General features: G+C 42.0%; 16 protein-coding genes. All 16 read left to right on the top strand.

The genetic code is table 11. The features are described from left to right. The first annotated feature begins 18 nt into the window (after positions 1 to 18). The 16 genes from ABD915_RS03535 (at position 19) to ligA (ending at position 21,473) form a co-directional block, all read left to right on the top strand. Positions 19 to 1,470: a UDP-N-acetylmuramoyl-L-alanyl-D-glutamate--2,6-diaminopimelate ligase gene (locus tag ABD915_RS03535; protein WP_345115265.1), complete on the top strand. Its 1,452-nt coding sequence runs from the start codon at positions 19 to 21 to the stop codon at positions 1,468 to 1,470. Next, positions 1,467 to 2,888, top strand: coding sequence for a UDP-N-acetylmuramoylalanyl-D-glutamyl-2,6-diaminopimelate--D-alanyl-D-alanine ligase (locus ABD915_RS03530; protein WP_345115263.1), 1,422 nt, complete (start codon positions 1,467 to 1,469; stop codon positions 2,886 to 2,888). Before ABD915_RS03535 ends, ABD915_RS03530 begins: the two co-directional genes overlap by 4 nt. A gap of 23 nt (positions 2,889 to 2,911) precedes the next feature. Next, on the top strand, positions 2,912 to 3,982 hold the full coding sequence (mraY, locus tag ABD915_RS03525) for a phospho-N-acetylmuramoyl-pentapeptide-transferase (protein ID WP_345115260.1): 1,071 nt from the start codon (positions 2,912 to 2,914) through the stop codon (positions 3,980 to 3,982). A 4-nt stretch (positions 3,983 to 3,986) separates the two neighbouring features. Next, complete coding sequence (murD, locus tag ABD915_RS03520; protein WP_345115257.1) at positions 3,987 to 5,402, top strand: UDP-N-acetylmuramoyl-L-alanine--D-glutamate ligase; 1,416 nt, start codon at positions 3,987 to 3,989, stop codon at positions 5,400 to 5,402. A gap of 118 nt (positions 5,403 to 5,520) precedes the next feature. Then, positions 5,521 to 6,675, top strand: coding sequence for an FtsW/RodA/SpoVE family cell cycle protein (locus ABD915_RS03515; RefSeq protein ID WP_345115254.1), 1,155 nt, complete (start codon positions 5,521 to 5,523; stop codon positions 6,673 to 6,675). Next, positions 6,668 to 7,804, top strand: a complete 1,137-nt coding sequence (murG, locus tag ABD915_RS03510) for an undecaprenyldiphospho-muramoylpentapeptide beta-N-acetylglucosaminyltransferase (RefSeq protein WP_345115251.1) — start codon at positions 6,668 to 6,670, stop codon at positions 7,802 to 7,804. Before ABD915_RS03515 ends, murG begins: the two co-directional genes overlap by 8 nt. Beyond that, a complete protein-coding gene (murC, locus tag ABD915_RS03505) occupies positions 7,788 to 9,215 on the top strand; it encodes a UDP-N-acetylmuramate--L-alanine ligase (protein WP_345115248.1) in 1,428 nt (475 codons plus the stop codon). The genes murG and murC overlap by 17 nt, the downstream gene beginning before the upstream one ends. Then, on the top strand, positions 9,193 to 10,170 hold the full coding sequence (murB, locus tag ABD915_RS03500; RefSeq protein ID WP_345115245.1) for a UDP-N-acetylmuramate dehydrogenase: 978 nt from the start codon (positions 9,193 to 9,195) through the stop codon (positions 10,168 to 10,170). Before murC ends, murB begins: the two co-directional genes overlap by 23 nt. Before the next feature lie 241 nt (positions 10,171 to 10,411). After that, the gene (locus tag ABD915_RS03495) at positions 10,412 to 11,332 is read left to right on the top strand and encodes a D-alanine--D-alanine ligase (protein ID WP_345115242.1); all 921 of its coding nucleotides are present in this window, start codon (positions 10,412 to 10,414) and stop codon (positions 11,330 to 11,332) included. Further along, positions 11,320 to 12,228, top strand: coding sequence for a cell division protein FtsQ/DivIB (locus ABD915_RS03490; protein ID WP_345115239.1), 909 nt, complete (start codon positions 11,320 to 11,322; stop codon positions 12,226 to 12,228). Before ABD915_RS03495 ends, ABD915_RS03490 begins: the two co-directional genes overlap by 13 nt. Next, positions 12,225 to 13,526, top strand: a complete 1,302-nt coding sequence (gene ftsA, locus ABD915_RS03485; RefSeq protein WP_345115236.1) for a cell division protein FtsA — start codon at positions 12,225 to 12,227, stop codon at positions 13,524 to 13,526. The genes ABD915_RS03490 and ftsA overlap by 4 nt, the downstream gene beginning before the upstream one ends. A gap of 71 nt (positions 13,527 to 13,597) precedes the next feature. Beyond that, complete coding sequence (ftsZ, locus tag ABD915_RS03480; protein ID WP_345115233.1) at positions 13,598 to 15,370, top strand: cell division protein FtsZ; 1,773 nt, start codon at positions 13,598 to 13,600, stop codon at positions 15,368 to 15,370. Positions 15,371 to 15,572: 202 nt separating this feature from the next. Beyond that, positions 15,573 to 16,445, top strand: a complete 873-nt coding sequence (gene lpxC, locus ABD915_RS03475; protein ID WP_345115230.1) for a UDP-3-O-acyl-N-acetylglucosamine deacetylase — start codon at positions 15,573 to 15,575, stop codon at positions 16,443 to 16,445. Positions 16,446 to 16,615: 170 nt separating this feature from the next. Beyond that, a complete protein-coding gene (locus ABD915_RS03470; protein ID WP_345115227.1) occupies positions 16,616 to 17,509 on the top strand; it encodes an outer membrane protein assembly factor BamD in 894 nt (297 codons plus the stop codon). Positions 17,510 to 17,515: 6 nt separating this feature from the next. Next, positions 17,516 to 19,177: a DNA repair protein RecN gene (gene recN / locus ABD915_RS03465; RefSeq protein ID WP_345115224.1), complete on the top strand. Its 1,662-nt coding sequence runs from the start codon at positions 17,516 to 17,518 to the stop codon at positions 19,175 to 19,177. Between the two features lie 136 nt (positions 19,178 to 19,313). Continuing rightward, positions 19,314 to 21,473, top strand: a complete 2,160-nt coding sequence (gene ligA, locus ABD915_RS03460; RefSeq protein WP_345115221.1) for an NAD-dependent DNA ligase LigA — start codon at positions 19,314 to 19,316, stop codon at positions 21,471 to 21,473. Positions 21,474 to 21,809: the final 336 nt, after the last annotated feature.

The following is a 21,809-nucleotide window of genomic DNA, read 5'->3' as shown; positions in this document are numbered from 1 at the left end:
AAATAAAGGTGCGTTATCATGTTGTTGGGAACAGTTTTTACAGAATCTATTAAAGATAAAAGTCTTTCTTCAATAGAAATAACAGGAATAAGTGCGGATTCTCGGCAAGTTTTGCCAGGCTATGTTTTTGTGGCTGTTCAAGGTAATCAAGGTGATGGGAGACACTATATAAATGATGCACTAAAGCGTGGTGCAAAAGCAATCGTTACAGATTCTGATATTATGCTTGAGAATACAGCTGTTCCAGTTTTACGTGTTGCTGATGTTCGCCATAGTTTAGCAATAGCAGCTGCACGTTTTTACGGTTCTCAACCTGAAACTGTTGTGGCTGTGACAGGGACAAGTGGAAAAACATCCGTTGTCTCTTTTGTTCGGCAAATTTGGACTCATGTTGGATTGTGTGCCGCTAGTATAGGAACGGTAGGTGTTGTTTCTCCTCACCGGAATGATTATGGTTCTCTCACAACGCCTGATCCAGTGGTCTTACAGCGCCTCCTTTATGAAATTTCCAATGAAGGTGTTACACATGCAGCCCTTGAAGCATCTTCGCATGGGCTTGATCAACGCCGACTTGACGGGGTACGTTTAACTGCTGCTGCCTTTACCAATTTAGGGCGTGATCATATGGATTATCATCCGAGCGTAGAGGATTATTTGCGTGCTAAAATGAGGCTCTTTGACACGCTTTTGCCCCAAGATTTTCCTGCTCTGATTTTTGCGGATGATATTTATTCGCAAGAGGTTATTGATACGATTACACAAGCACGTCGCCGTGTCTTAACAATTGGGCGTAAAGGGCAATTTATCACTATTAACCGTATTGAACATCAACGTTCAAAACAGCGTATTGAATGTCGTGTGGAAAACAATATTTATACATTTGATTTGCCTCTAGCCGGAGGTTTTCAGGTAATTAATGCACTTATGGCGGCGGGATTAGCAATTACAACAGGTGTTCCCCCTCGTAAGGTTTTTGGTGCGCTTGAGACTTTGCAGGGGGCACCTGGCCGTTTAGAATTGGTTGGAAAGACAGAAAATAATGCTCCTGTGTATATAGATTATGCGCATAAACCAGAAGCTTTGGAGCAGGTATTGCTCTCTGTGCGTCCTTTTACGCAAGGACGTTTAATCCTTGTTTTTGGTTGCGGAGGTGATCGTGATCGGGGAAAGAGACCTTTAATGGGAAAAATTGCAATGGGTAGGGCTGATATTGTTATTGTAACGGATGATAATCCTCGCACAGAAATGCCAGAAAAGATTCGTAAAGGTATTTTAGAAGCAGTACCAAAAGCCATTGAGATAGCAGATCGTGGTGAAGCTATTACTTATGCAGTTGGGCTTTTAAAAGCAGGGGATACATTAATCATTGCTGGAAAAGGTCATGAGAATGGCCAGATCATAGGGCAAAAAACATATCCTTTTTCAGATCGTTTGAAAGCAATTGAGGCTTTGCAGGAACGAAAGAGATGACAGCTTTATGGGATAAACAAGCACTTATTTCAGCAATTGATGGCTTTGTAATTGGATGTCTACCAGAAACTTTTTCTGGGATTTCTATTGATAGTCGCACCCTTGTAAAAGGCGATATTTTTTTCTGTATTAAAGGGCATCATCTTGATGGTCATGATTTTGCTCTGCAAGCTTATGCACGAGGAGCGGGCGTTCTTATTGTTGCGGAAGATCGTTTGATTGACATGAAAAAAATATCCGCTCCATTGATTGTTGTTCCTGATGTTTTACAAGCCTTAGAAAAACTTGCACAAGCCGCACGTAGGCGCTCAAAGGCTAAAATTATTGCGGTAACAGGTTCTGTTGGAAAAACAACGACAAAAGAAGCTCTTAAACAAGTGCTTGCGACGGTTGGAAAGGTTCATGCGAATCTTGCTTCTTTGAACAATTGTTGGGGAGTGCCGCTTACATTGGCACGGATGCCAGCGGAGTGTGATTATGGCATCTTTGAAATTGGTATGAATCATAAAGATGAAATTCGCCCTTTGGTAAAGTTGGTATGTCCGCATGTTGTTTTGATTACCAGCATTGCCGCTGGACATATGGGGTTTTTCAAAAATCTTGAAGAAATAGCAGATGCAAAAGCTGAAATTTTTGAAGGATTAGATGAGGAAGGTGTCGCCATTTTAAATGCGGATAATGATTTTTTTCCTTATTTAGCTAAAAAAGCAAAGCAATGTGGGGTGAAAAAGATCTTAAGCTTTGGTGAGGCTGAAAATTCTGATTATCAGGCTAGAGATATACGTCTTTTAACAGATTCTTCCTCTATGATTGTGCGTATTTCTGGGCAAGATAGAGCAATGAAAATTGGTGCTCCGGGACGGCATATTGCCCAAAATACTTTAGGTATTCTTGCTGTTTGTGATGCTATTGGTGTTGATTTGGAGTGTATTGCACTTGCTTTGAGCCATTTTTCTCTCCAAAAGGGGCGTGGTATCCGCTACCAGTTGTCTTTATCCAATGGGGGCGAATTTTATTTAATTGATGAAAGCTATAATGCTAATCCTGCTTCTATGCGTGCTGCTCTTGATCTGCTTGCTACAGGGCCAGTAGGGGAGGAGGGGCGGAGGATCGCTATTCTGGGTGATATGCTCGAATTGGGAGCTTATAGTGAAAAACTCCATCGTGATTTAGTAAAGCCAATATGTCTTTCTGGTGCTCATCTCGTTTTTTTATTTGGTGAGGCAATGAAATTTTTAGCCATTGATCTATCCGCTTACGTTAAGGTTCATTATGCTGAAAATATTGAAAAAATTTTACCACTTCTTTTTGCAGAAATTTCCCATGGGGATCTGCTTATGATTAAATCATCTCGTGGCCTTAATTCTTCAGATATTGTGACGGCACTGCTTGATCACTATAAAGTGGTTTCTCTATAATTTTAAATAGGTTTTTTTATATTATGATGCTGTTTTTTTCTTCGCTTAGTGACTGGCTTCCAGGCGTTAATGTTTTTCGTTACATTACTTTTCGTACTATAGCAGCGATGCTCACATCGGGGCTCATTGTATTTTTGTTTGGTCCTAGCATCATTGCTTCTCTAAAACTGCGACAGGGAAAGGGGCAGCCAATTCGTGCTGATGGTCCTCAAACACATTTTAAAAAGGCTGGGACGCCTACTATGGGGGGGCTGATGATTCTAGCTGGTACTGTGGTATCGGCGCTTTTGTGGTGTAATTTATTGAATATTTACTTTTGGGTGTCGTTGTTTGTTATGCTGTCTTTTGGAGCAATTGGTTTTTATGATGATTATCTTAAGGTAACAAAGCAAACGGATAAAGGATTTTCCGGTAAAGCACGGTTAAGCTTGGAATTTCTGATTGCAGCAATTGCTGCTTTTATTCTCTTGCAAGTTGGTTCGCCAGGATTAGCTTTGCCCTTTGTGAAAGATTATTTGATTAATTTGAGCTGGTTTTTTATTCCTTTTTCTGCTTTTGTCATTGTAGGGACTGGTAATGCAGTTAATTTGACCGATGGTCTTGATGGCTTAGCTATCGTTCCTGTGATGGTTGTTGCCCTTTCTTTTGCTCTTATTGCTTACCTTTCGGGTAATATCAATTTTGCTGATTATCTCCAAATCCATTATGTCTCGGGGACAGGTGAATTGGCTGTTTTATTGGGCGCTGTTGTTGGTGCGGGACTTGGTTTTTTATGGTTTAATGCACCGCCGGCAGCTATTTTTATGGGAGATACCGGTTCGTTGGCGCTTGGAGGACTCTTGGGTACTGTTGCTGTCGCAACCAAGCATGAAATTGTTTTGGCTCTTATTGGTGGGCTTTTTGTTCTGGAAGGATTTTCGGTTGTTATTCAGGTTGGTTATTTCAAGTTAACAAAAAAGCGTGTATTCCTTATGGCACCAATACACCACCATTTTGAAAAAAAAGGCTGGACTGAAAGCCAAATCGTCATACGCTTTTGGATTATTTCGATTGTTCTCGCTCTGATTGGTCTTTCAACACTTAAATTGCGGTGAGATTTTGATTTCTGTTACGTGTTATAAAGGTCAAAAAGTTGCTCTGTTTGGATTAGGGCAATCAGGATTAGCGGCGGCGAAAGCGTTGATGCGTGGTGGTGCAGAAGTGATTGCATGGGATGATAGTCCTTCCAGCGTGCAAGCAGCTTTTCAGCAAAATATTCCAACGCGAGATCTCCGTTATGAAGATTGGTCAGAATTTGTTGCATTGATTTTAGCGCCTGGTGTTCCTTTAAATTATCCTAAGCCTCATTGGATTGTTGAGAAAGCACGTCAAAAAGATATAGAAATTATCGGTGATATTGAATTATTTGTTCGTGCGCGCAATCATTTTTTACAGCACTATGGTTTTTGCGATCAGGATGTTCCATTTATCGCTATTACCGGCACGAATGGAAAATCGACAACGACGGCTTTGCTTACCCATCTTTTAGAACAAATGGGCTATGATGTACAGATGGGGGGAAATATCGGAAATGCAATATTGACCCTTAAGCCGTTTGTAAAAAAACGTATTTATGTGATTGAATGTTCATCGTTTCAAATTGATCTAACACCCTCTCTTCAGCCGACTGTTGGTCTTTTATTAAATCTTACGCCTGATCATATTGATCGCCATGGTAGCTTTACTCAATATGTGCAAGCTAAAAGGCATTTAGTGGCTAGGGCTTCTCATGCCTTGATTTCGGTTGATGATACTGCTTGTCAGGATTTGTATCAACAATTGCTTCATGAAGGTCGTCAAGTCGAGGCAATTTCCAAGGAACATTTTGTTGAAAATGGTTTTTATGCGGAGGGTACGAAGCTTTTTTCTGTTCGACAAGGGCAGTGCTATATGCTTGCAGATCTCTCCCCTATGATTGCGTTGCGCGGTAGTCACAACGCGCAAAATGCCCTTATGGCGTTAGCAACATTGCAGGCTTTAAAAATTACTCATCCATATATGAACAAGCATTTAGCAAGTTATAAAGGGTTACCCCATCGTATGCAGCAGGTGTGTAAAATGGGATCAGTCTTGTTTATCAATGATAGCAAGGCTACCAATGCAGATGCATCCGCTCCTGCACTTTCTTCGTTTAATGATATTTTTTGGATTGTTGGAGGGCAGGCAAAAAAAGGTGGGATTGATTCTCTTAGAGAATTTTTTCATAAAATTCGTAAGGCTTATTTGATCGGGAGTGCGGCGGAAGAATTTGCTAGTGTTATTGGTTCTGCTTTTCCTTTCTCGATAAGCGCAACTTTGGAAAATGCGGTACATGAAGCAGCAGCTGATGCAATGCGTTGTAAGGTGAAAGAAGCTGTAGTCCTCTTTTCACCTGCCTGCGCAAGTTATGATCAATTTAAAAATTATGAAATGCGTGGGGAAGCTTTTGTCTCTTTTGTTATGCAGTTAAAAAGAAGCGTAAATTGTAAAAAATGATTCTGTGTTAACACTCCAGAATCCTTTTTCGTGTAATTCAACTTTTGAAGTGCTTGCTAAAAAATGGGAAAACTATAGTCACTTTGAGTAGAATTATGAAAAGGATCAAGTAAATAAGATGTTTACGCGTGCAGATAGAGATCCAATTGCGAACTGGTGGTGGACAATTGATCGCTCTATCTTTGCAGCTTGTTTGATTTTAATGGGGATTGGCATTATGCTCTCTTTTGCTGCTAGTCCTACTATTGCAAAAAAAATCGGAATTGCTGATAGTTTTTATTTTGTTCGATGGCATATCATTTTTAGTATTCCAGCGTTTTTTACGATGGTTACTGTTTCTTTTTTCTCACTTCGTAATATTCGCCGTTTATGCGCCCTTTTATTAATTGTAACTCTTGTTCTTATGGTTGCAACCTTATTCGTTGGTCCAGAATTAAAGGGAGCGCGGCGGTGGATTCCTCTCTTTGGTTTTTCTGTGCAAGCTTCAGAGTTTATGAAGCCAGCTTTTGTGATTATGTCAGCTTGGCTTTTTTCAGAACAGGTGCGTCGTAGGGGCATTCCTGGTTACACGTTAGCTACTGCTCTTTATGCTTTTTGTTGTGTGCTTCTCGTTCTACAGCCTGATATTGGCCAAACATTTTTAATCAGTGCAACATGGGGTGGTCTGTTTTTTGTTGCTGGTGTATCTCTTAGCATTCTTTTTTTGTTTCTCATTTTAGGTATTGTAGGAGTTATTTTAGCCTATCTTTTCCTTCATCATGTGCGTGAACGTATTAATGGTTTTTTAACAGGTGAAGGCAACACCTTTCAAGTAGATGTAGGGCGTGAGGCTATTTTGAATGGTGGTTGGTTTGGACAAGGACCAGGCGAGGGAACGGTAAAACGTATCATTCCTGATAGCCATACAGATTTTGTGTTTTCCGTTGCTGCTGAGGAATATGGTATTATCCTTTGTCTTTTGATTATGATGCTTTTTGCCTTTATCGTCATGCGCTCATTGTATATAGCATTGCATACGCGTGATTCATTTATACGCCTCGGCATTACTGGTGTAGCGATGATGATTGGTTTTCAATCAGCTATTAATATGGCTGTTAATCTTCATCTCATACCTCCAAAGGGAATGACATTGCCGTTTATTTCTTATGGTGGTTCATCTATGGTGGCTATTGCACTTTCAATGGGAATTTTGCTCAGTTTAACACGCCGCTGGCCAGAAGCGCGCCTTTCAGCTTTTTCCTCTCCTGCTATCTTGGATACCACTTATGACTGATAAAAAAGTTATTGTTTTGGTGGCTGGTGGTACAGGTGGGCATCTTTTTCCTGCTGAAGCGCTTGCTGTTGAATTAAGGCAGCGTGGATATGATGTTCATTTGGCAACGGATGGAAGAGCGCAACGTTTTGTACGCTGCTTTGATGAAGAACATACACATATAGTTTCGTCGGCAACGTTTACACGACGCAACCCTTTTGCACTTATAAAAACATTTTGGACTTTGTTAAAAGGAATGGGGCAATCATTAATGCTTTTTTATAAATTGCGTCCTGTTCTTGTTGGTGGGTTTGGCGGTTATCCTACTTTTCCTCCTCTTTTGGTTGCTGCCTTAATGCGGCGTGCAACATTTATTCATGAGCAAAATGCTGTTATGGGACGTGCTAATCGGGCATTAGCAGCATTTGTACATGCAATAGCAGGTGGTTTGTTATCGCAAAAGAATACTTATGCTCATAAAACACTTTTGACTGGTAATCCTGTGCGCGAAGCTGTTCTTAAGGCAGCGGAAATTCCTTATCATGCTTCTGCGGATGAAGAGCCATTTCATTTCTTGGTTTTTGGTGGTAGCCAAGGGGCTACTTCTTTTTCACAAATTGTTCCTGCTGCAATTGCTTTGCTGGATGAAAACATTCGTAAACGCTTGCGAATTGTTCAGCAAGTTCGCGGTGAAGCTTTCGAGCTGATAGAAATCTATCATAAGATGGGTGTGCAAGCAGAAGTTGCTCCTTTTTTTGATGATATGGCTGAACGTATGGCACGTGCTCATTTTATTTTGTCACGTGCTGGTGCCTCATCTGTTTGTGAGATAGCTGTGATTGGTCGTCCCGCTTTGCTTATTCCATATCCCTATGCTCTTGATCACGATCAGGCAGCAAATGCGGCACTGCTCGCTGCTGCGGGAGGCGCGCAAATTATAGCAGAAAAAGATTTGAATGCACAAAGGCTTGCTTCTCTCTTAACAAAAGCCTGTGGTGATCCGCATCTGTTAGAAACACAAGCATTGGCTGCTAAAAAGGTTGGGCAACCTTATGCAACTAGTCGTCTTGCTGATATGGCTGAAGCGTTGGTTATGGGGCGATCACTGTCTGATATAAAAAAGGAGTTTTTTGATGAAGATGCCCCTTAATATAGGCCTTATCCATTTTGTTGGAATCGGTGGGATTGGCATGAGTGGAATTGCGGAGGTTTTTCATAATCTTGGCTATAAAGTTCAAGGATCTGATCAAGTTGAGAGTGCGAATGTTGAACGTTTACGGGAAAAAGGAATTGATGTTCATATAGGTCATTATGCTGAAAATTTAGGTGACGCAAAGGTTGTTGTTATCTCTACTGCTATAAAAAAAACAAATTCTGAATATATTGCTGCGAAAAAGAGGCATTTACCAATTGTAAGACGTGCCGAAATGCTTGCGGAGCTGATGCGTTTTCGTCGGGCAATTGCTGTTGGTGGTACGCATGGTAAAACAACGACTACATCAATGGTTGCAGCGCTTCTTGATGCTGGTTGTTTTGATCCAATGGTGATTAATGGTGGTATTATCAATGCTTATGGTACGAATGCTCGTATGGGGGATGGTGACTGGATGGTTGTTGAAGCCGATGAAAGTGATGGTACTTTTTTGAAGTTGCCTGCTGATATCGCTGTTGTTACCAATATCGACCGTGAGCATTTAGATCATTACGGAAGTTTTGGTGCTGTGCGTGAGGCTTTTCGGCAGTTTGTAGAGAATGTTCCTTTTTATGGTTTTGCTGTGTTGTGTCTTGATCATCCAGAAGTTCAGTCGTTGGCTAGTCGTATTGATGATCGTTGGGTGATCACTTATGGTGCCAATCCGCAAGCAGATGTTCGTTTTCATAATCTTTCTATGGATGGTCAAAAGGCGCATTTTGATGTCTTTATTCGCTCGCGGAAAACAGGTAAAGAGACTCAGTTGAAAAATTTGGTTTTGCCAATGTCTGGACAGCACAATGTTTCTAATGCGACAGCAGCAATTGCCATTGCTCATGAACTGGGGATTTCAAATGAAGCCATAAAAAATGGCTTAGCAGAATTTGGTGGAGTAAAGCGGCGTTTTACGCAAACAGGAAGTTGGCGCGGCATTGAAATATTCGATGATTATGGGCATCATCCCGTTGAAATAAAGGCTGTTTTATGTGCAGCGCGTGAGAGTGCAAAAGGGCGTGTGATTGCGATTGCTCAGCCACATCGTTATTCACGTTTGTATAATTTATTTGATGATTTTGCTGCTTGTTTTAATGATGCCGATACGGTGTTGATTGCACCCGTTTATGCGGCTGGTGAAGAGCCAGTTGCTGGTTTTGGCGCTAGAGAATTGGTAGAACATATTCAAATGGCTGGTCATCGTGATGTGCGTCTGATTCATTGTTTGGAAGATGTTGTTGCAATTGTCTCTACTTTTGCAAAATCGGGGGATTATGTTGTTTTTCTTGGTGCTGGCAATATCACACAGTGGGCTTGTGCTTTGCCTCACCATTTGATGGTGCTTGATAACAATGATGAATTTTCAGCTAATTGATGGTGAAGCGCTGTTGGCACGTTTGCAACCAGTGTTAACCAGAATAAAAGGTAAACTTACGCCCAATGTTAGTATGCGTAAGGTGACGTGGTTTCGTACTGGTGGATTGGCAGAGCTTTTGTATCAACCTGCTGATGAAGCAGATTTAGCTCTTTTTCTTCAAAATTTACCTGAATCTGTTCCTGTAACAATTGTAGGGATCGGCTCTAATCTTTTGGTGCGTGATGGAGGAATTCCTGGTGTTGTTATTCGTCTTTCGGCTAAAAGTTTTGGGAAAATACAGCAAGTTTCTCCAAAGCGTTTTTGGGTTAGTGCTGCTACGGCGGATAAACATTTAGCAGCGGCAGCTTTAGAGGCCGAAATTGCAGGTTTTCATTTCTATCATGGTATTCCTGGGGGTCTTGGGGGGGCGCTCAAAATGAATGCAGGGGCTAATGGACTTGAGACAGCTGCACGTGTTGTTGAGGTTTATGCACTTGATCGTAAAGGACAGCGTCATATCTTGAGTTTGGCAGATATGCATTATTCTTATCGTCATTGTGGTATTCCTGAAGGTTTTATTTTTACTGCTGCTTTGTTGGAAGGACAATCAGGAAATAGAGACGATATTCGTGCTGCCATGGATGAAGTTGCTCTTCATCGGGAAACAGTACAGCCTGTTCGCGAAAAGACAGGTGGGTCAACTTTCCGAAATCCTGAAAGTACATCTGCGTGGCGTGTTATTGATGAAGCTGGATGCCGTGGTTTGCGGATTGGTGGAGCTCAAATGAGTGAAATGCATTGTAATTTTATGATCAATACAGGGCAAGCAACAGGCTATGATCTTGAAGCTTTGGGAGAAACAGTGCGTGCTCGCGTTTTTTCTCACTCAGCTCATCTCTTACAGTGGGAAATCCAGCGTATCGGTCAATTTGAACAAGGTCGTATTGTTCCCTCTTTTGACCCCGTTTCATAAATTGATTCAGTGTGAAAAAAAATTGTAGTAAAAAATTGAGTCATTTCAAAGAGATAATGAAAAAAATCCATTAAGAATCAATAAATTAACAAAGAAACTCTTGCGTCATGCGCCTGAGTCTGATTCATTATGCAAAATGCTAGGCTATTGATTCGCAAGGATAAATCCTAGTTTTTTCTGTATATAGTGTTAGTGATTTTTGTGTTGTCTATATATAGTATACAAAAGAGGGTAAGTTGTTATGAAAGATGAGCATATAGCTGTATTAATGGGGGGCTTTTCCTCTGAACGGTCTGTAAGTTTGTCTTCAGGAACTGCTTGTGCTGATGTTCTTGAAGCGCAGGGGTATCGTGTGAGCCGCGTAGATGTGGATGGTCATATTGCTTCTGTTCTTGAACAATTGCAGCCTGATATTGCTTTCAATGCATTACATGGGCCATTTGGTGAAGATGGTCGTATTCAGGGTATTCTTGAATATTTGAAAATTCCCTATACCCATTCTGGAGTGATGGCGTCAGCATTAGCAATGGATAAGGGGCGTGCAAAAATTGTTGTGGCAAGTGTTGGGGTTTCTGTTGCTCCTTCTTGTGTCATGAGTCGCTTTGCTTTTGGGCGAGCACATCCTATGGAGCCACCTTATGTGATTAAGCCTGTGTGCGAAGGGTCGAGTTTTGGTGTTGTGATTGTAAAAGAAAATGAATCCGTGCCGCCGCATAGTGTTGTGGGGGCTGATTGGGTTTATGCAGACGAAGTGATTGTTGAAAAATATATTCCTGGTCGTGAGCTTACTTGTGCTGTTTTAGGGAATGAGGTCTTGGATGTCTGTGAAATTCTTCCTGATCAGAGTTTTCAGTTCTATGATTATGACTCGAAATATAAATCTGGTGGTTCTTTTCATATTTGTCCTGCACAACTTTCATCAAATATTTACCAAAATGTGCAAAGAATGTCTTTAGCAGCACATCAGGCGATAGGTTGTCGAGGTGTTAGCCGTTCTGATTTCCGTTTTGATGAGGAAACGGGAGAATTGGTTTGGCTTGAAATTAACACGCAGCCCGGTATGACACCGACTTCTCTTTTGCCTGATATTGCAAAGGTAAGTGGTCGTACTTACTGCGATATTGTTCAGTGGATGGTGGAGGACGCGTCGTGTATGCGTTGAATGTTGATAAAACAAATGTTCCGATGGTACTGTCAGTGCCGGTTTTGCCACGTCTTTATCGTCGTTTTCTCCGGTTTATGTTTGAGTTCGTCTTTATTAACATTCATGTTCCGCGTCATTTCGGTTCTTTTGCAGTTTTGTTTTTTTTCTTCATTACGTTGCTTTATGGGGTTGTATCGAGTGGTCGTATGGAGCCCATTATGCGGAACGCAATGGCAAATGCGGGTTTTGTGGTCACTAATGTCGATATAAGTGGTGATAAACGCTTGGTAAAACAGGAAGTTTTGAAGCTTTTAGGGCTTGATAGTGCTCCATCCATATTCACTTTTGATGTTGATAGGGCGCGTTCTCTTTTAGAACAGCAGGCTTGGGTTCAGTCGGCTAGTGTGCAGAAGGTTTATCCCAATCTTGTGCGTATTTCAGTTGTGGAACGTAAACCATATGCAATTTGGCAACATGATGGCATGATGGATATTGTTGATAATGTGGGTCGAGTCATTGTGCCCTTCCAAGGAAGTGGTGTTCAGGATTTGCCTCTCGTGGTTGGGCAGGGTGCGCAAAATGCTGCCGAAAGATTTATTCAAGCACTTTCGGTTTATCCGCAATTGTCTAGTCGTGTTCGCGCTTATGTGCGTGTAGGTGATCGGCGTTGGGATCTTATCTTGGATAATGGGATACGCGTTATGTTGCCTGAAAATGCTCCACTTGAAAGACTTGCTTCTCTTATTGAGTCAGGTAAAGCGCAAGATCTTTTTTCTCGCGATGTTCTGCATATTGATTTACGTCTTTCTGATCGCATTACAGTTTCTTTGTCGGATGAGGCATTGGAACGTCATCATGCTGCTGTGGCAGACGAAGAACGCGTTTTGCAAGCGAGAAAGGCAGGAGTCCTATGATGTTGTTAGGGTCACATCATATGGGGGGGCGCAAAACACGCTTTTTGACAGTTCTTGATGTCGGATCAAGTAAGATTGTATGCCTTATCGCTTGTTTACGTCCTTTAAAGCATGCACACTATTTACACGGTCGTACGCACTCTATGGAAATTCTAGGCTTTGGAGTGCAACGCTCACGCGGTATCAAATCTGGTATTGTGATGGATATGTTTGCGGCAGAACAATCCATACGGTTAGCTGTTGATGCGGCAGAAAAAATGGCTGGTTTGGTGGTTGATTCAGTGATTGTAAACTTTTCTTCAAGCCGATTACAAAGCGCTCTTATCAATGGCATGGTACGTTTAAGTGGTCGTGAAATCACTAAGCGTGATGTGCGCGTGGCATTTGCTGATGTTTCGCGCAAAGCTTTTGATGCTGAGCGCCATGTTGTGCATTCCGTTCCTGTCTCTTATGTGTTGGATGGAGATAAAGGAATTTCTGACCCTGTCGGAATGACGGGCGAATTATTCGGTGTGGATGTGCATGTTGTAACAGCGGAAACGGCATCTTTGCGTAATTTAGAAGCTTGTATTAATCGTGCACATTTGAGTGTTGAAGCAATGGTTGCAACTCCCTTTGCAAGTGGTCTTGCTGTTTTAATGAACGATGAAGCGCATTTAGGAGCAGCGTGCATTGATTTTGGTGGTGGAACAACAACGTTTTCAGTGTTTTCTGAGGGAAAGTTTGTTCATGCAGATGCACTTGCAGTTGGTGGACAGCATGTGACTCTTGATGTTGCGCGTGGATTCTCTATGTCTATTGAAGAAGCAGAACGTTTAAAGGTTGTCTCTGGTTCGGCACTTCTGACAAGTGCTGATGAACGACAGATGATTAATGTAGCTGAGATTGGTAACGAGAATCGTGAAATCCAATATCCACGTGCTGTTCTTGGTCGTATCATTCGTGCACGTGTTGAAGAAATCTTAGAGATGGTGCGTGATTGTTTGAACCGTTCTGGTTTTGGTCACATTGTTGGTAAGCGTGTTATTTTAACTGGGGGAGCAAGCCAATTAACGGGACTGCCAGAGATGGCACGTACTATATTGGGAAGAAATGTTCGTATCGGGCGGCCTTTAGGTATTTCGAGGCTTCCTTCTCTTGCAAAAGGGGCGGCATTTACATCTGCTGTTGGATTGTTGATTTATCCGCAATTGGTGGGGTTTGAAGAAAAAACAGTACAGGCTGCAGTGAAACATTTATCGACGGGTACGCGTGGGTATTTTCAGCGTGTTGGTCAATGGTTGCGTGAGAGTTTTTAAGTAAGAGTCTATTGAGGTAAAGTTAATTTTCATCGCTTTGGCTTGCGATGTCTTAGGAGAAGGAAAAGAAAATGACGATTAATCTGCATCGGCCAGATATCGCGGAATTGAAGCCACGCATTACCGTTTTTGGTGTTGGAGGTGGTGGCGGGAATGCCGTGAATAATATGATTAATGCTGGTCTTCAGGGAGTTGATTTTGTTGTTGCGAATACGGATGCACAGGCTTTGGCTATGTCAAAGGCTGAACGTGTCATTCAGCTTGGTGCTGCAGTTACAGAAGGATTAGGTGCTGGTGCTTTACCGGAAGTTGGACAAGCGGCTGCTGATGAATGTATTGATGAAATTATTGATCATCTCGCGGATTCCCATATGGTTTTCATTACTGCTGGTATGGGGGGAGGTACCGGAACGGGGGCGGCGCCTGTGGTGGCGCGGGCAGCGCGTGAAAAGGGTATTTTGACCGTTGGTGTTGTGACAAAACCATTTCAGTTTGAAGGTGCACGCCGTATGAAAACAGCGGAGGCTGGCATTGAAGAATTGCAAAAGTCTGTTGATACACTGATCGTTATTCCCAATCAAAACCTGTTCCGTATTGCGGATGAAAAAACAACATTTGCTGATGCTTTTGCTATGGCTGATCAAGTGCTTTATTCTGGTGTTGCTTCCATAACAGATTTAATGATTAAAGAGGGACTCATTAATCTTGATTTTGCGGATGTTCGTTCTGTTATGCATGAAATGGGGCGTGCTATGATGGGAACTGGTGAGGCGTCTGGTGAAGGGCGGGCTCTGCAAGCTGCTGAAGCTGCTATTGCGAACCCACTGTTGGATGATACTTCTATGCGTGGTGCTCGTGGCTTACTCATTTCTATTACTGGTGGTCGTGATATGACTCTCTTTGAAGTAGATGAAGCAGCTAATCGTATTCGCGAAGAAGTGGATGCTGATGCAAATGTTATTTTTGGTGCCATTGATGATGAGTCACTAGAGGGGGTTATTCGTGTGTCTGTGGTTGCAACGGGTATTGATCGTGAGGTTAGTGATGTGGTCCAGTCCTCTCATCCTCAACTGCAGAGACCTGCATCTTCAATTCGTAAGAGCGACTCTGGAATGTCGCAGTCTTCTTTTCCTATCCAGTCGCCTCCTTTGCGTTCTGAGTCAATGGTAGAAGTGATAGAAGCACTTGAAATAGAAAAGGGTAAATCTGTTGGAGAACAGTTCCGACCTAAAAGTCAAATTTTTGCACAGTCTGCAGAGAGTGTTGCTGCACGAAGTGCGAATGCTACGCCTTATGGATCTAGTACTGTGCATGGGCAGATGTCAAATGCGCCACGTATGCAAATTAACCGTGGCTCTCAGCACTCTATGGCTGCACCAGTCAGTATGGAAGCGACGGCGCATGTTCTTGATGAGATGACAGGGGTTGTGAAGCAGAAGGAGATGCAAGTACAACAAAAGCAAATGCAACAGATGCAGGCGCGTTCAGCACCGATGCGTATGCCTGAGTTAAAAGATTTTCCCACGGTTGCTCATGCTCAAAGTGAGAGACCATCTGTTGCCGACCAAGGACCACGCAATCTTTGGCAGCGTTTGAAACAGAGCTTGACACATCGTGAGGAAACTGAGCCGGAAGCGCGTCTAGAGCCCGCTGTGAAATCATCTCAGCAGCAAGAAGGGCATGTTTATAATAAAAATTCTCAGGCGCTTTCTCAGGATGCTTCTGTTTATGTTCCACGTCGTTCTGGTGAGTTGCATCCCCATATACCCCAAGATCAGCGTACTTTTATGAGTGAAGAAGATCAGTTGGAAATACCAGCGTTTTTACGGCGCCAAGCAAATTAATGAGCAAAAAGATGAGAGATGGCACCTATCTTTATGATGCGTAAAAGCTTTGTATAGTGAGATATACCGCACTTTGGAAAAGGTATTCTGTTTTTTATAAACCCGCTTATAATAAGCGGGTTTATTGTTTGCTATGCATATGGCTTTTATGGTTTTATAAACATTTTTAAAGGGCGTAAAAATTACCCAATGAAGTAATAAGATGAAGTTGCTACAAAAATATCAGTCTACTCTTAAAAAAACAGTGACATTTAAAGGTTATGGGGTTCACAGTGGGTGTTTGTCTGTGGTGAAGGTTTGTCCAGCTGATATTGGCTGTGGTATTGTTTTTAAGCGTTGTGGGGTGGATGGAACAGAGCAAATATTTCAAGCACATGCATCGCAAATAGGAGCGACTGAATTATCAACAGTACTTGGACAGGGAGAGTCCAGAATTGAAACGATTGAGCATTTAATGGCTGCGATCGCTGCTTATAATTTGGATAATCTTGTTATTGAAGTTTCGAGTAATGAGATACCAATTTTGGATGGTTCGTCATGGCAATATTGTCGAGGGTTTGAAGACGTTGGCATTGTGCAGCAGGATGCGTTGCGTTGCTATTTTCTTATAAGAAAGCCACTGCGAGTTGATGTAGATGGTGGAATTGCTGAGTTTTTGCCATTTGATGGACGTCGTTTTGATGTAACGCTCTCTTTTTCTTCTCCTGCTATCGGTAAACAACATTTAAGTTTTGATTTTACTACACAAGGGTTTAGAGATGATTTGTCACGTGCACGCACTTTTGGTTTTATCAAAGACGCGAAAAAATTATGGGCTTCTGGAAAAGGTTTAGGGGCTTCTTTGGAAAATTCCCTCATTATCGGTCTTGATGACGAAATCATCAATCCAAATGGTCTCTATTGGAAAGATGAATGTGTTCGGCACAAAATGCTTGATGCAATTGGTGATACTGCTTTGCTTGGAGCTCCTTTTATTGGATTATTTCGTTCTTATTGTAGCGGGCATAGAATTAATGCGCAATTGGTGAAAACTATTTTGGCAGACGAATCATATTATGAAAAAATTCATTTATAGGGAAAGTAAAAGAACAATTGAAAAAATTCTCTTGCGGTCTGTTTGATTTTTAAGGGGATGATTGACCTAAACCACTAAATTGGTTAGTGGATTTTAAAGTGATATGGTATAAAAAATTTTAATAAATAATTTTTGCTACAAGGTGACACTCTCTGGAGGCCGGAAGAACTATGACAAAATCTCATCTCTGTATTGGAAATATAGCATATAGGAAGTCTAGCGTTGTACGCAAGGTATTCGGAGTGATGCTTTTGGGAAGCACCTGCTTGCTAGGAGGGTGCTTATTTAAAGAAAAGAATACCCTAGATCCATCTGCATATGTTTTAAAAATGGATCCACCAGATGTTTTATATAACCAAGCACTTGCTAACCTTGATAGTGGGCGACTTGGGGAGGCAGCGAAAAAGTTTCTTACAATTGAAAAGCAGTATGCTTATACCGATTGGGGGCGTAAATCTCTCGTGATGGGTGCTTTTACAAATTACCGACTTGGCAAATATGATGAAGCAATTAGCATGGCACAGCGCTACATTACTCTTTATCCAGGGTCAGATGACTCGGCTTATGCTTATTATATTATTGGTCTTTCTTCTTTCCGTCGAATTCCTGATGTTACACGTGATCAACGCGATACGAAACGTGCTATTGCTGCTATGCAGCTTCTCGTGGAGCGTTATCCGAACTCTGAGTATGTCAAGGATGCTCAAGCTAAAATACGCTTTGGGCGGGAGCAGTTGGCTGGTAAAGAGATGCAGGTTGGGCGCTATTATGAAGAAGGTCGACGCTATCTTGCTGCAAGTAGAAGATTTCGTACAGTAGTTGAAGAGTACTCCGATACTAATCAAATTGAAGAAGCGCTTTTCCGCTTGACGGAAGTTAATCTCGCTCTTGGGTTAACTGCGGAAGCACAGACAGCAGCAGCTATTTTAGGACGTAATTATCCCAAAAGTGAGTGGTATAAATTTTCTTACAATTTACTGCGAAAGAATAGTATAGCGCCACAGGAGCATAAATCTTCTTGGATCTCACATGCTTTGAGTGGTAATAAGAATAAGGTACGTTGATTTTCTATGCTGGTACAGCTTTCGATTCATAATATTGTTTTGATCGAAACGCTTGATATTCATTTTACAGCGGGTTTATCAGTTTTGACTGGAGAAACGGGCGCTGGAAAGTCTATTTTACTTGATGCTTTGTCATTGGCTCTTGGTGGACGTGGTGATGCTTCGCTTGTGCGCCATGGTGCTAGCCACGGGCAGGTGACAGCTGTCTTTGATGTACCTATTTCACATCCTGTGCGCCAACTTATCCGTGAAAATGGTTTTGATGATGAAGGCGATATTATTTTACGGCGTGTGCAGTCAAGTGATGGCCGTAGTCGCGTTTTTATCAATGATCAGGTAGCTAGTGTTGCCTTGATGCGCAATGTTGGACGTCTGTTGGTTGAAATTCATGGGCAGCATGATGATCGTGCGCTTGTGGATGTTGCGACACATCGTCAATTGTTAGATGCTTTCGGTAGGCTTGAGAATGAAACGGAGAATTTGCGTCGTTGTTATCGGATATGGCGTGAATTTGAGGAGCGCTTGCAACAACAGCGGACTAAAGTAGAAGATGCGGTACGTGAGGCGGATTATCTTCGTGCGTGTGTGGAAGAGCTTGAAAAGCTTGATTTTCAAGTTGGCGAAGAAGAAGCTCTCTCTCTTCGTCGTGCGGATATGCTTAAATTAGAAAAAATAGCAACGGATATTAAGGAGGCGGATGATCTTTTAAGTGGTCCGAAGTCACCAATTCCTGTTCTTTCCAATTTGGTGAGGCGTTTGGAACGGAAAATTCCTGAGGCGCAAGAACTGATTGCACCTGTTGTGAAATCTGTTGATGATGCATTGCATGCACTTGCAACAGCACAAGAAGGTATTGAAACGGCAATGCGGGCATTGGATTTTGAACCTAGTGAATTGGAACGGATAGAAGAGCGTCTTTTTGCTCTTCGTGGTTTTGCGCGTAAATACCAAGTTTCTTCGGATGAATTGGCTCAGCTGCGTGATAAGATGGATGCTGAACTCGCCGCTTTCGAGGACGCTCAGGCTCTATTGATGCGTTTAGAAAATGAGGCAGGACAAGCACAAAAAGATTATGATACATTGGCGCAAGCGTTGTCAATAAAGCGTCGAGAAGCAGCAAAGCATTTGTCTGAAAGCGTTATGGCTGAGCTGCCAGCATTGAAATTGGAAAAAGCAGAATTTATCGTTGAAATGCAGAGTGATGCTGAAAAGCGTACTGCAGAGGGGATAGATCGTATTGAGTATTGGGTTCGGACAAACCCTGGAACACGCGCCGGACCAATGCTTAGTGTCGCCTCTGGTGGTGAACTGTCTCGTTTTTTATTGGCATTAAAGGTTGTTTTGTCCGATCGTGGTTCAGCTCCCACATTGATTTTTGATGAGATTGATACGGGGGTTGGGGGGGCTGTTGCAGCTGCCATTGGACAACGGTTACAGCGTTTATCAGAAAGTGTTCAGGTTTTTGCTATTACGCATGCGCCTCAGGTCGCCTCGAAAGCGCATAGTCATTTTCTTATTTCAAAAATGGAAAGTGCTGATAAAGGTTGCTTTGTTACGGGTATTCATAAAATGGAGGAGCATGAGCGCGCAGAAGAAATTGCTCGCATGTTGGCAGGAGAACAAATTACAAAAGAGGCACGTGCAGCTGCTCAAAAGCTTCTCGCATAGATATCACTGGTAAGAGCACTTTTATAAGCGCTTATCAATGATATTTACTGGTAGACAGCTGTTTTCATTTGGGTTTCTATTTGTAATAAGGAGCTGAAATTCTTATAGCTGTGGCCCATAATTTGGAATAGATTTTATGCACAAGGATGCAATTAAAAACCTCACTGCTCTTGAAGCAGAAAGTGAATTAGAGTGGTTGGCAAAAGAGATTGCACGTCATGATGTGCTTTATAATAATAACGACCAACCTGAAATTTCTGATGCGGAATATGATGCTCTTCGCCGCCGTAATGCAGAAATTGAATCTCTCTTTCCAGAGCTCATTCGTGCTGATTCTCCTTCATATAAAGTTGGTGCACCGGTTTCTGAAAAGTTTGAAAAATCTGTTCATGCACAGGCGATGCTTTCTCTTGACAATGCATTTAGTGCTGAAGATGTCAGTGAGTTTGTTGAGCGCGTTCGTCGTTTTTTACGATTTCCAGAAACACAGATATTAGAAATAACAGCTGAGCCAAAGATTGATGGTTTGTCTTTATCATTGCGCTATGAGAAAGGGAGGCTTGTGCGTGCTGCAACCCGCGGTGATGGGTATGTCGGTGAAAATGTTACTGCGAATGCGCGGACAATTTCTGATATTCCAAAAGTCTTGCGAGGTAGTTTTCCTGATATTCTTGAGGTTCGCGGTGAAGTTTATATGGGGAGGGAGGATTTCCAAGCACTTAATATGAATCAACAGAGAGAGAGAAAATTAGCTTTTGCTAATCCTAGGAATGCCGCAGCTGGTTCTTTACGTCAGCTCGATTCACGTGTAACCGCAAGTAGAAAGCTTAAATTTTTTGCTTATGCTTGGGGTGAAGTGAGTGAAATGCCTGCAGAAAGCCAAATAGGGATGATGAAAAAGCTAAAAGAATATGGCTTTATTATCAATCCATTAACGAAAGTTTTTAAGACAGTAGGAGAGATTATTTCCTATTATCATGACATCGAAGAATGCCGTTATTCCTTAAGTTATGATATTGATGGAATTGTCTATAAGGTTAATGATTTGATGCTACAAATGCGTTTGGGATTTGTCTCTCGTTCGCCACGTTGGGCAATTGCGCATAAATTTCCAGCAGAAAAAGCTATGGCGCTTTTGGAAGGCATTGATATTCAGGTGGGGCGAACTGGAGCATTAACTCCTGTTGCACGTCTTGCGCCTATTACTGTTGGTGGTGTGGTGGTTACCAATGCAAGTCTGCATAATGAAGATTATATTAAGGGAATTGGTCATAAGGGAGAGCCCATTCGTGAAGGGCGTGATATCCGTGTAGGCGATACAGTGATTGTACAACGTGCTGGTGATGTGATTCCTCAAATTGTTGATATTGTTGCTGCAAAACGTCCAAAAGACGCTTCTGCTTTTGTTTTTCCTCATCTGTGTCCAGCGTGTGGGAGTCATGCTGTTCGTGAAGTGGGGGAAGCTGTGCGTCGATGCACAGGTGGGCTTATTTGTCCTGCACAAGCGATTGAGCGTATTCGTCATTTTGTTTCACGTAATGCCTTTGATATTGAGGGACTTGGAAAAAAACAGGTGGAGTTCTTTTTTCATGTTCAAGATGACACCTTGTGTATTCATACACCAGCCGATATTTTCACTTTACAACGGCGCCAAGAAAAATCTCTGGTACGTTTGGAAAATATGGAAGGTTTTGGTACTGTTTCGGTTCGTAAACTTTATGATGCTATTAATGCACGCAGAGAAATTCCTTTAAGCCGTTTTTTGTTTGCATTAGGAATTCGCCATGTTGGAGAGGTTAATGCACGACGTCTCGCACGCGCTTATCAAAATTATGTTTCTTTCGAAACTGCGGCAATGGCAGCTATTATGCCATGCGATGAGGTTGATACAGAAGGCAATGAGGCTTGGATAGAGCTTACCAATATCGAAGGTGTTGGACCACAGGTAGGGAGCGCAATTATTGATTTTTATCAAGAAGCCCATAACCGTGAGGTTTTGTCTGTCTTACTTCAGGAAGTAACGCCTCTTGATGAAGAACTTGTGATGACAGATGCTTCACCAGTAGCAGGAAAGGTCATTGTTTTTACAGGAACTTTGGCACGGATGTCACGCGATGAAGCAAAAGCCTTAGCTGAACGATTAGGTGCAAAGACTTCAGGGTCTCTTTCTAAAAAAACGGATCTTCTCGTTGCTGGAGTTGGAGCAGGATCAAAGTTAGCTAAAGCACAAGAATTAGGTGTTGAGGTTATAGATGAAGAGTCTTGGTTGCAGTTGATTGCGGGACATTATGTTTAAAGGTAGATCTTCTTCAAGAACAATAATTCACTCGTATTTGTCATGCTTCTTCGAGTGTGATTTACTGACATTAAAAGTCAACATGTGACTCTTAAGGAATCTTATAATTATTTTTAATGTTGTAAAACATCGTTCTTCAAAACGGTGATGTAATGAAAGTTTCCATATAAAGAAATAAGGGGTATAATCATGTGTAGATGGTGGAGGATGTAGCCAAGATAAGCATTACCAAGTGCAAGTGCATTCCACTCTAATTCCGCCGAGGTTAGTGTTTGTCATACCAGCAAAAAACTTGAAGCATCTTGTAGAAATATTTTTTGTATTTCCTGACGTAAA

Source organism: Bartonella jaculi (genome assembly GCF_039543045.1).
Classification (GTDB): Bacteria; Pseudomonadota; Alphaproteobacteria; order Rhizobiales; family Rhizobiaceae; genus Bartonella; species Bartonella jaculi.
The sequence above is the reverse complement of the archived record's forward strand: the minus strand, read 5'-3'. Positions and strand labels throughout refer to the sequence as shown.

Excerpts from the sequence above, each read along its gene's own strand:
- ABD915_RS03535 (WP_345115265.1), top strand. The coding sequence starts at position 19 with ATGTTGTTGGGAACAGTTTTTACAGAATCTATTAAAGATAAAAGTCTT.
- ABD915_RS03530 (WP_345115263.1), top strand. The coding sequence starts at position 1,467 with ATGACAGCTTTATGGGATAAACAAGCACTTATTTCAGCAATTGATGGC.
- mraY (WP_345115260.1), top strand. The coding sequence starts at position 2,912 with ATGATGCTGTTTTTTTCTTCGCTTAGTGACTGGCTTCCAGGCGTTAAT.
- ABD915_RS03515 (WP_345115254.1), top strand. The coding sequence starts at position 5,521 with ATGTTTACGCGTGCAGATAGAGATCCAATTGCGAACTGGTGGTGGACA.
- murG (WP_345115251.1), top strand. The coding sequence starts at position 6,668 with ATGACTGATAAAAAAGTTATTGTTTTGGTGGCTGGTGGTACAGGTGGG.
- murC (WP_345115248.1), top strand. The coding sequence starts at position 7,788 with ATGAAGATGCCCCTTAATATAGGCCTTATCCATTTTGTTGGAATCGGT.
- murB (WP_345115245.1), top strand. The coding sequence starts at position 9,193 with ATGATGAATTTTCAGCTAATTGATGGTGAAGCGCTGTTGGCACGTTTG.
- ABD915_RS03495 (WP_345115242.1), top strand. The coding sequence starts at position 10,412 with ATGAAAGATGAGCATATAGCTGTATTAATGGGGGGCTTTTCCTCTGAA.
- ftsA (WP_345115236.1), top strand. The coding sequence starts at position 12,225 with ATGATGTTGTTAGGGTCACATCATATGGGGGGGCGCAAAACACGCTTT.
- ftsZ (WP_345115233.1), top strand. The coding sequence starts at position 13,598 with ATGACGATTAATCTGCATCGGCCAGATATCGCGGAATTGAAGCCACGC.
- lpxC (WP_345115230.1), top strand. The coding sequence starts at position 15,573 with ATGAAGTTGCTACAAAAATATCAGTCTACTCTTAAAAAAACAGTGACA.
- ABD915_RS03470 (WP_345115227.1), top strand. The coding sequence starts at position 16,616 with ATGACAAAATCTCATCTCTGTATTGGAAATATAGCATATAGGAAGTCT.
- recN (WP_345115224.1), top strand. The coding sequence starts at position 17,516 with ATGCTGGTACAGCTTTCGATTCATAATATTGTTTTGATCGAAACGCTT.
- ligA (WP_345115221.1), top strand. The coding sequence starts at position 19,314 with ATGCACAAGGATGCAATTAAAAACCTCACTGCTCTTGAAGCAGAAAGT.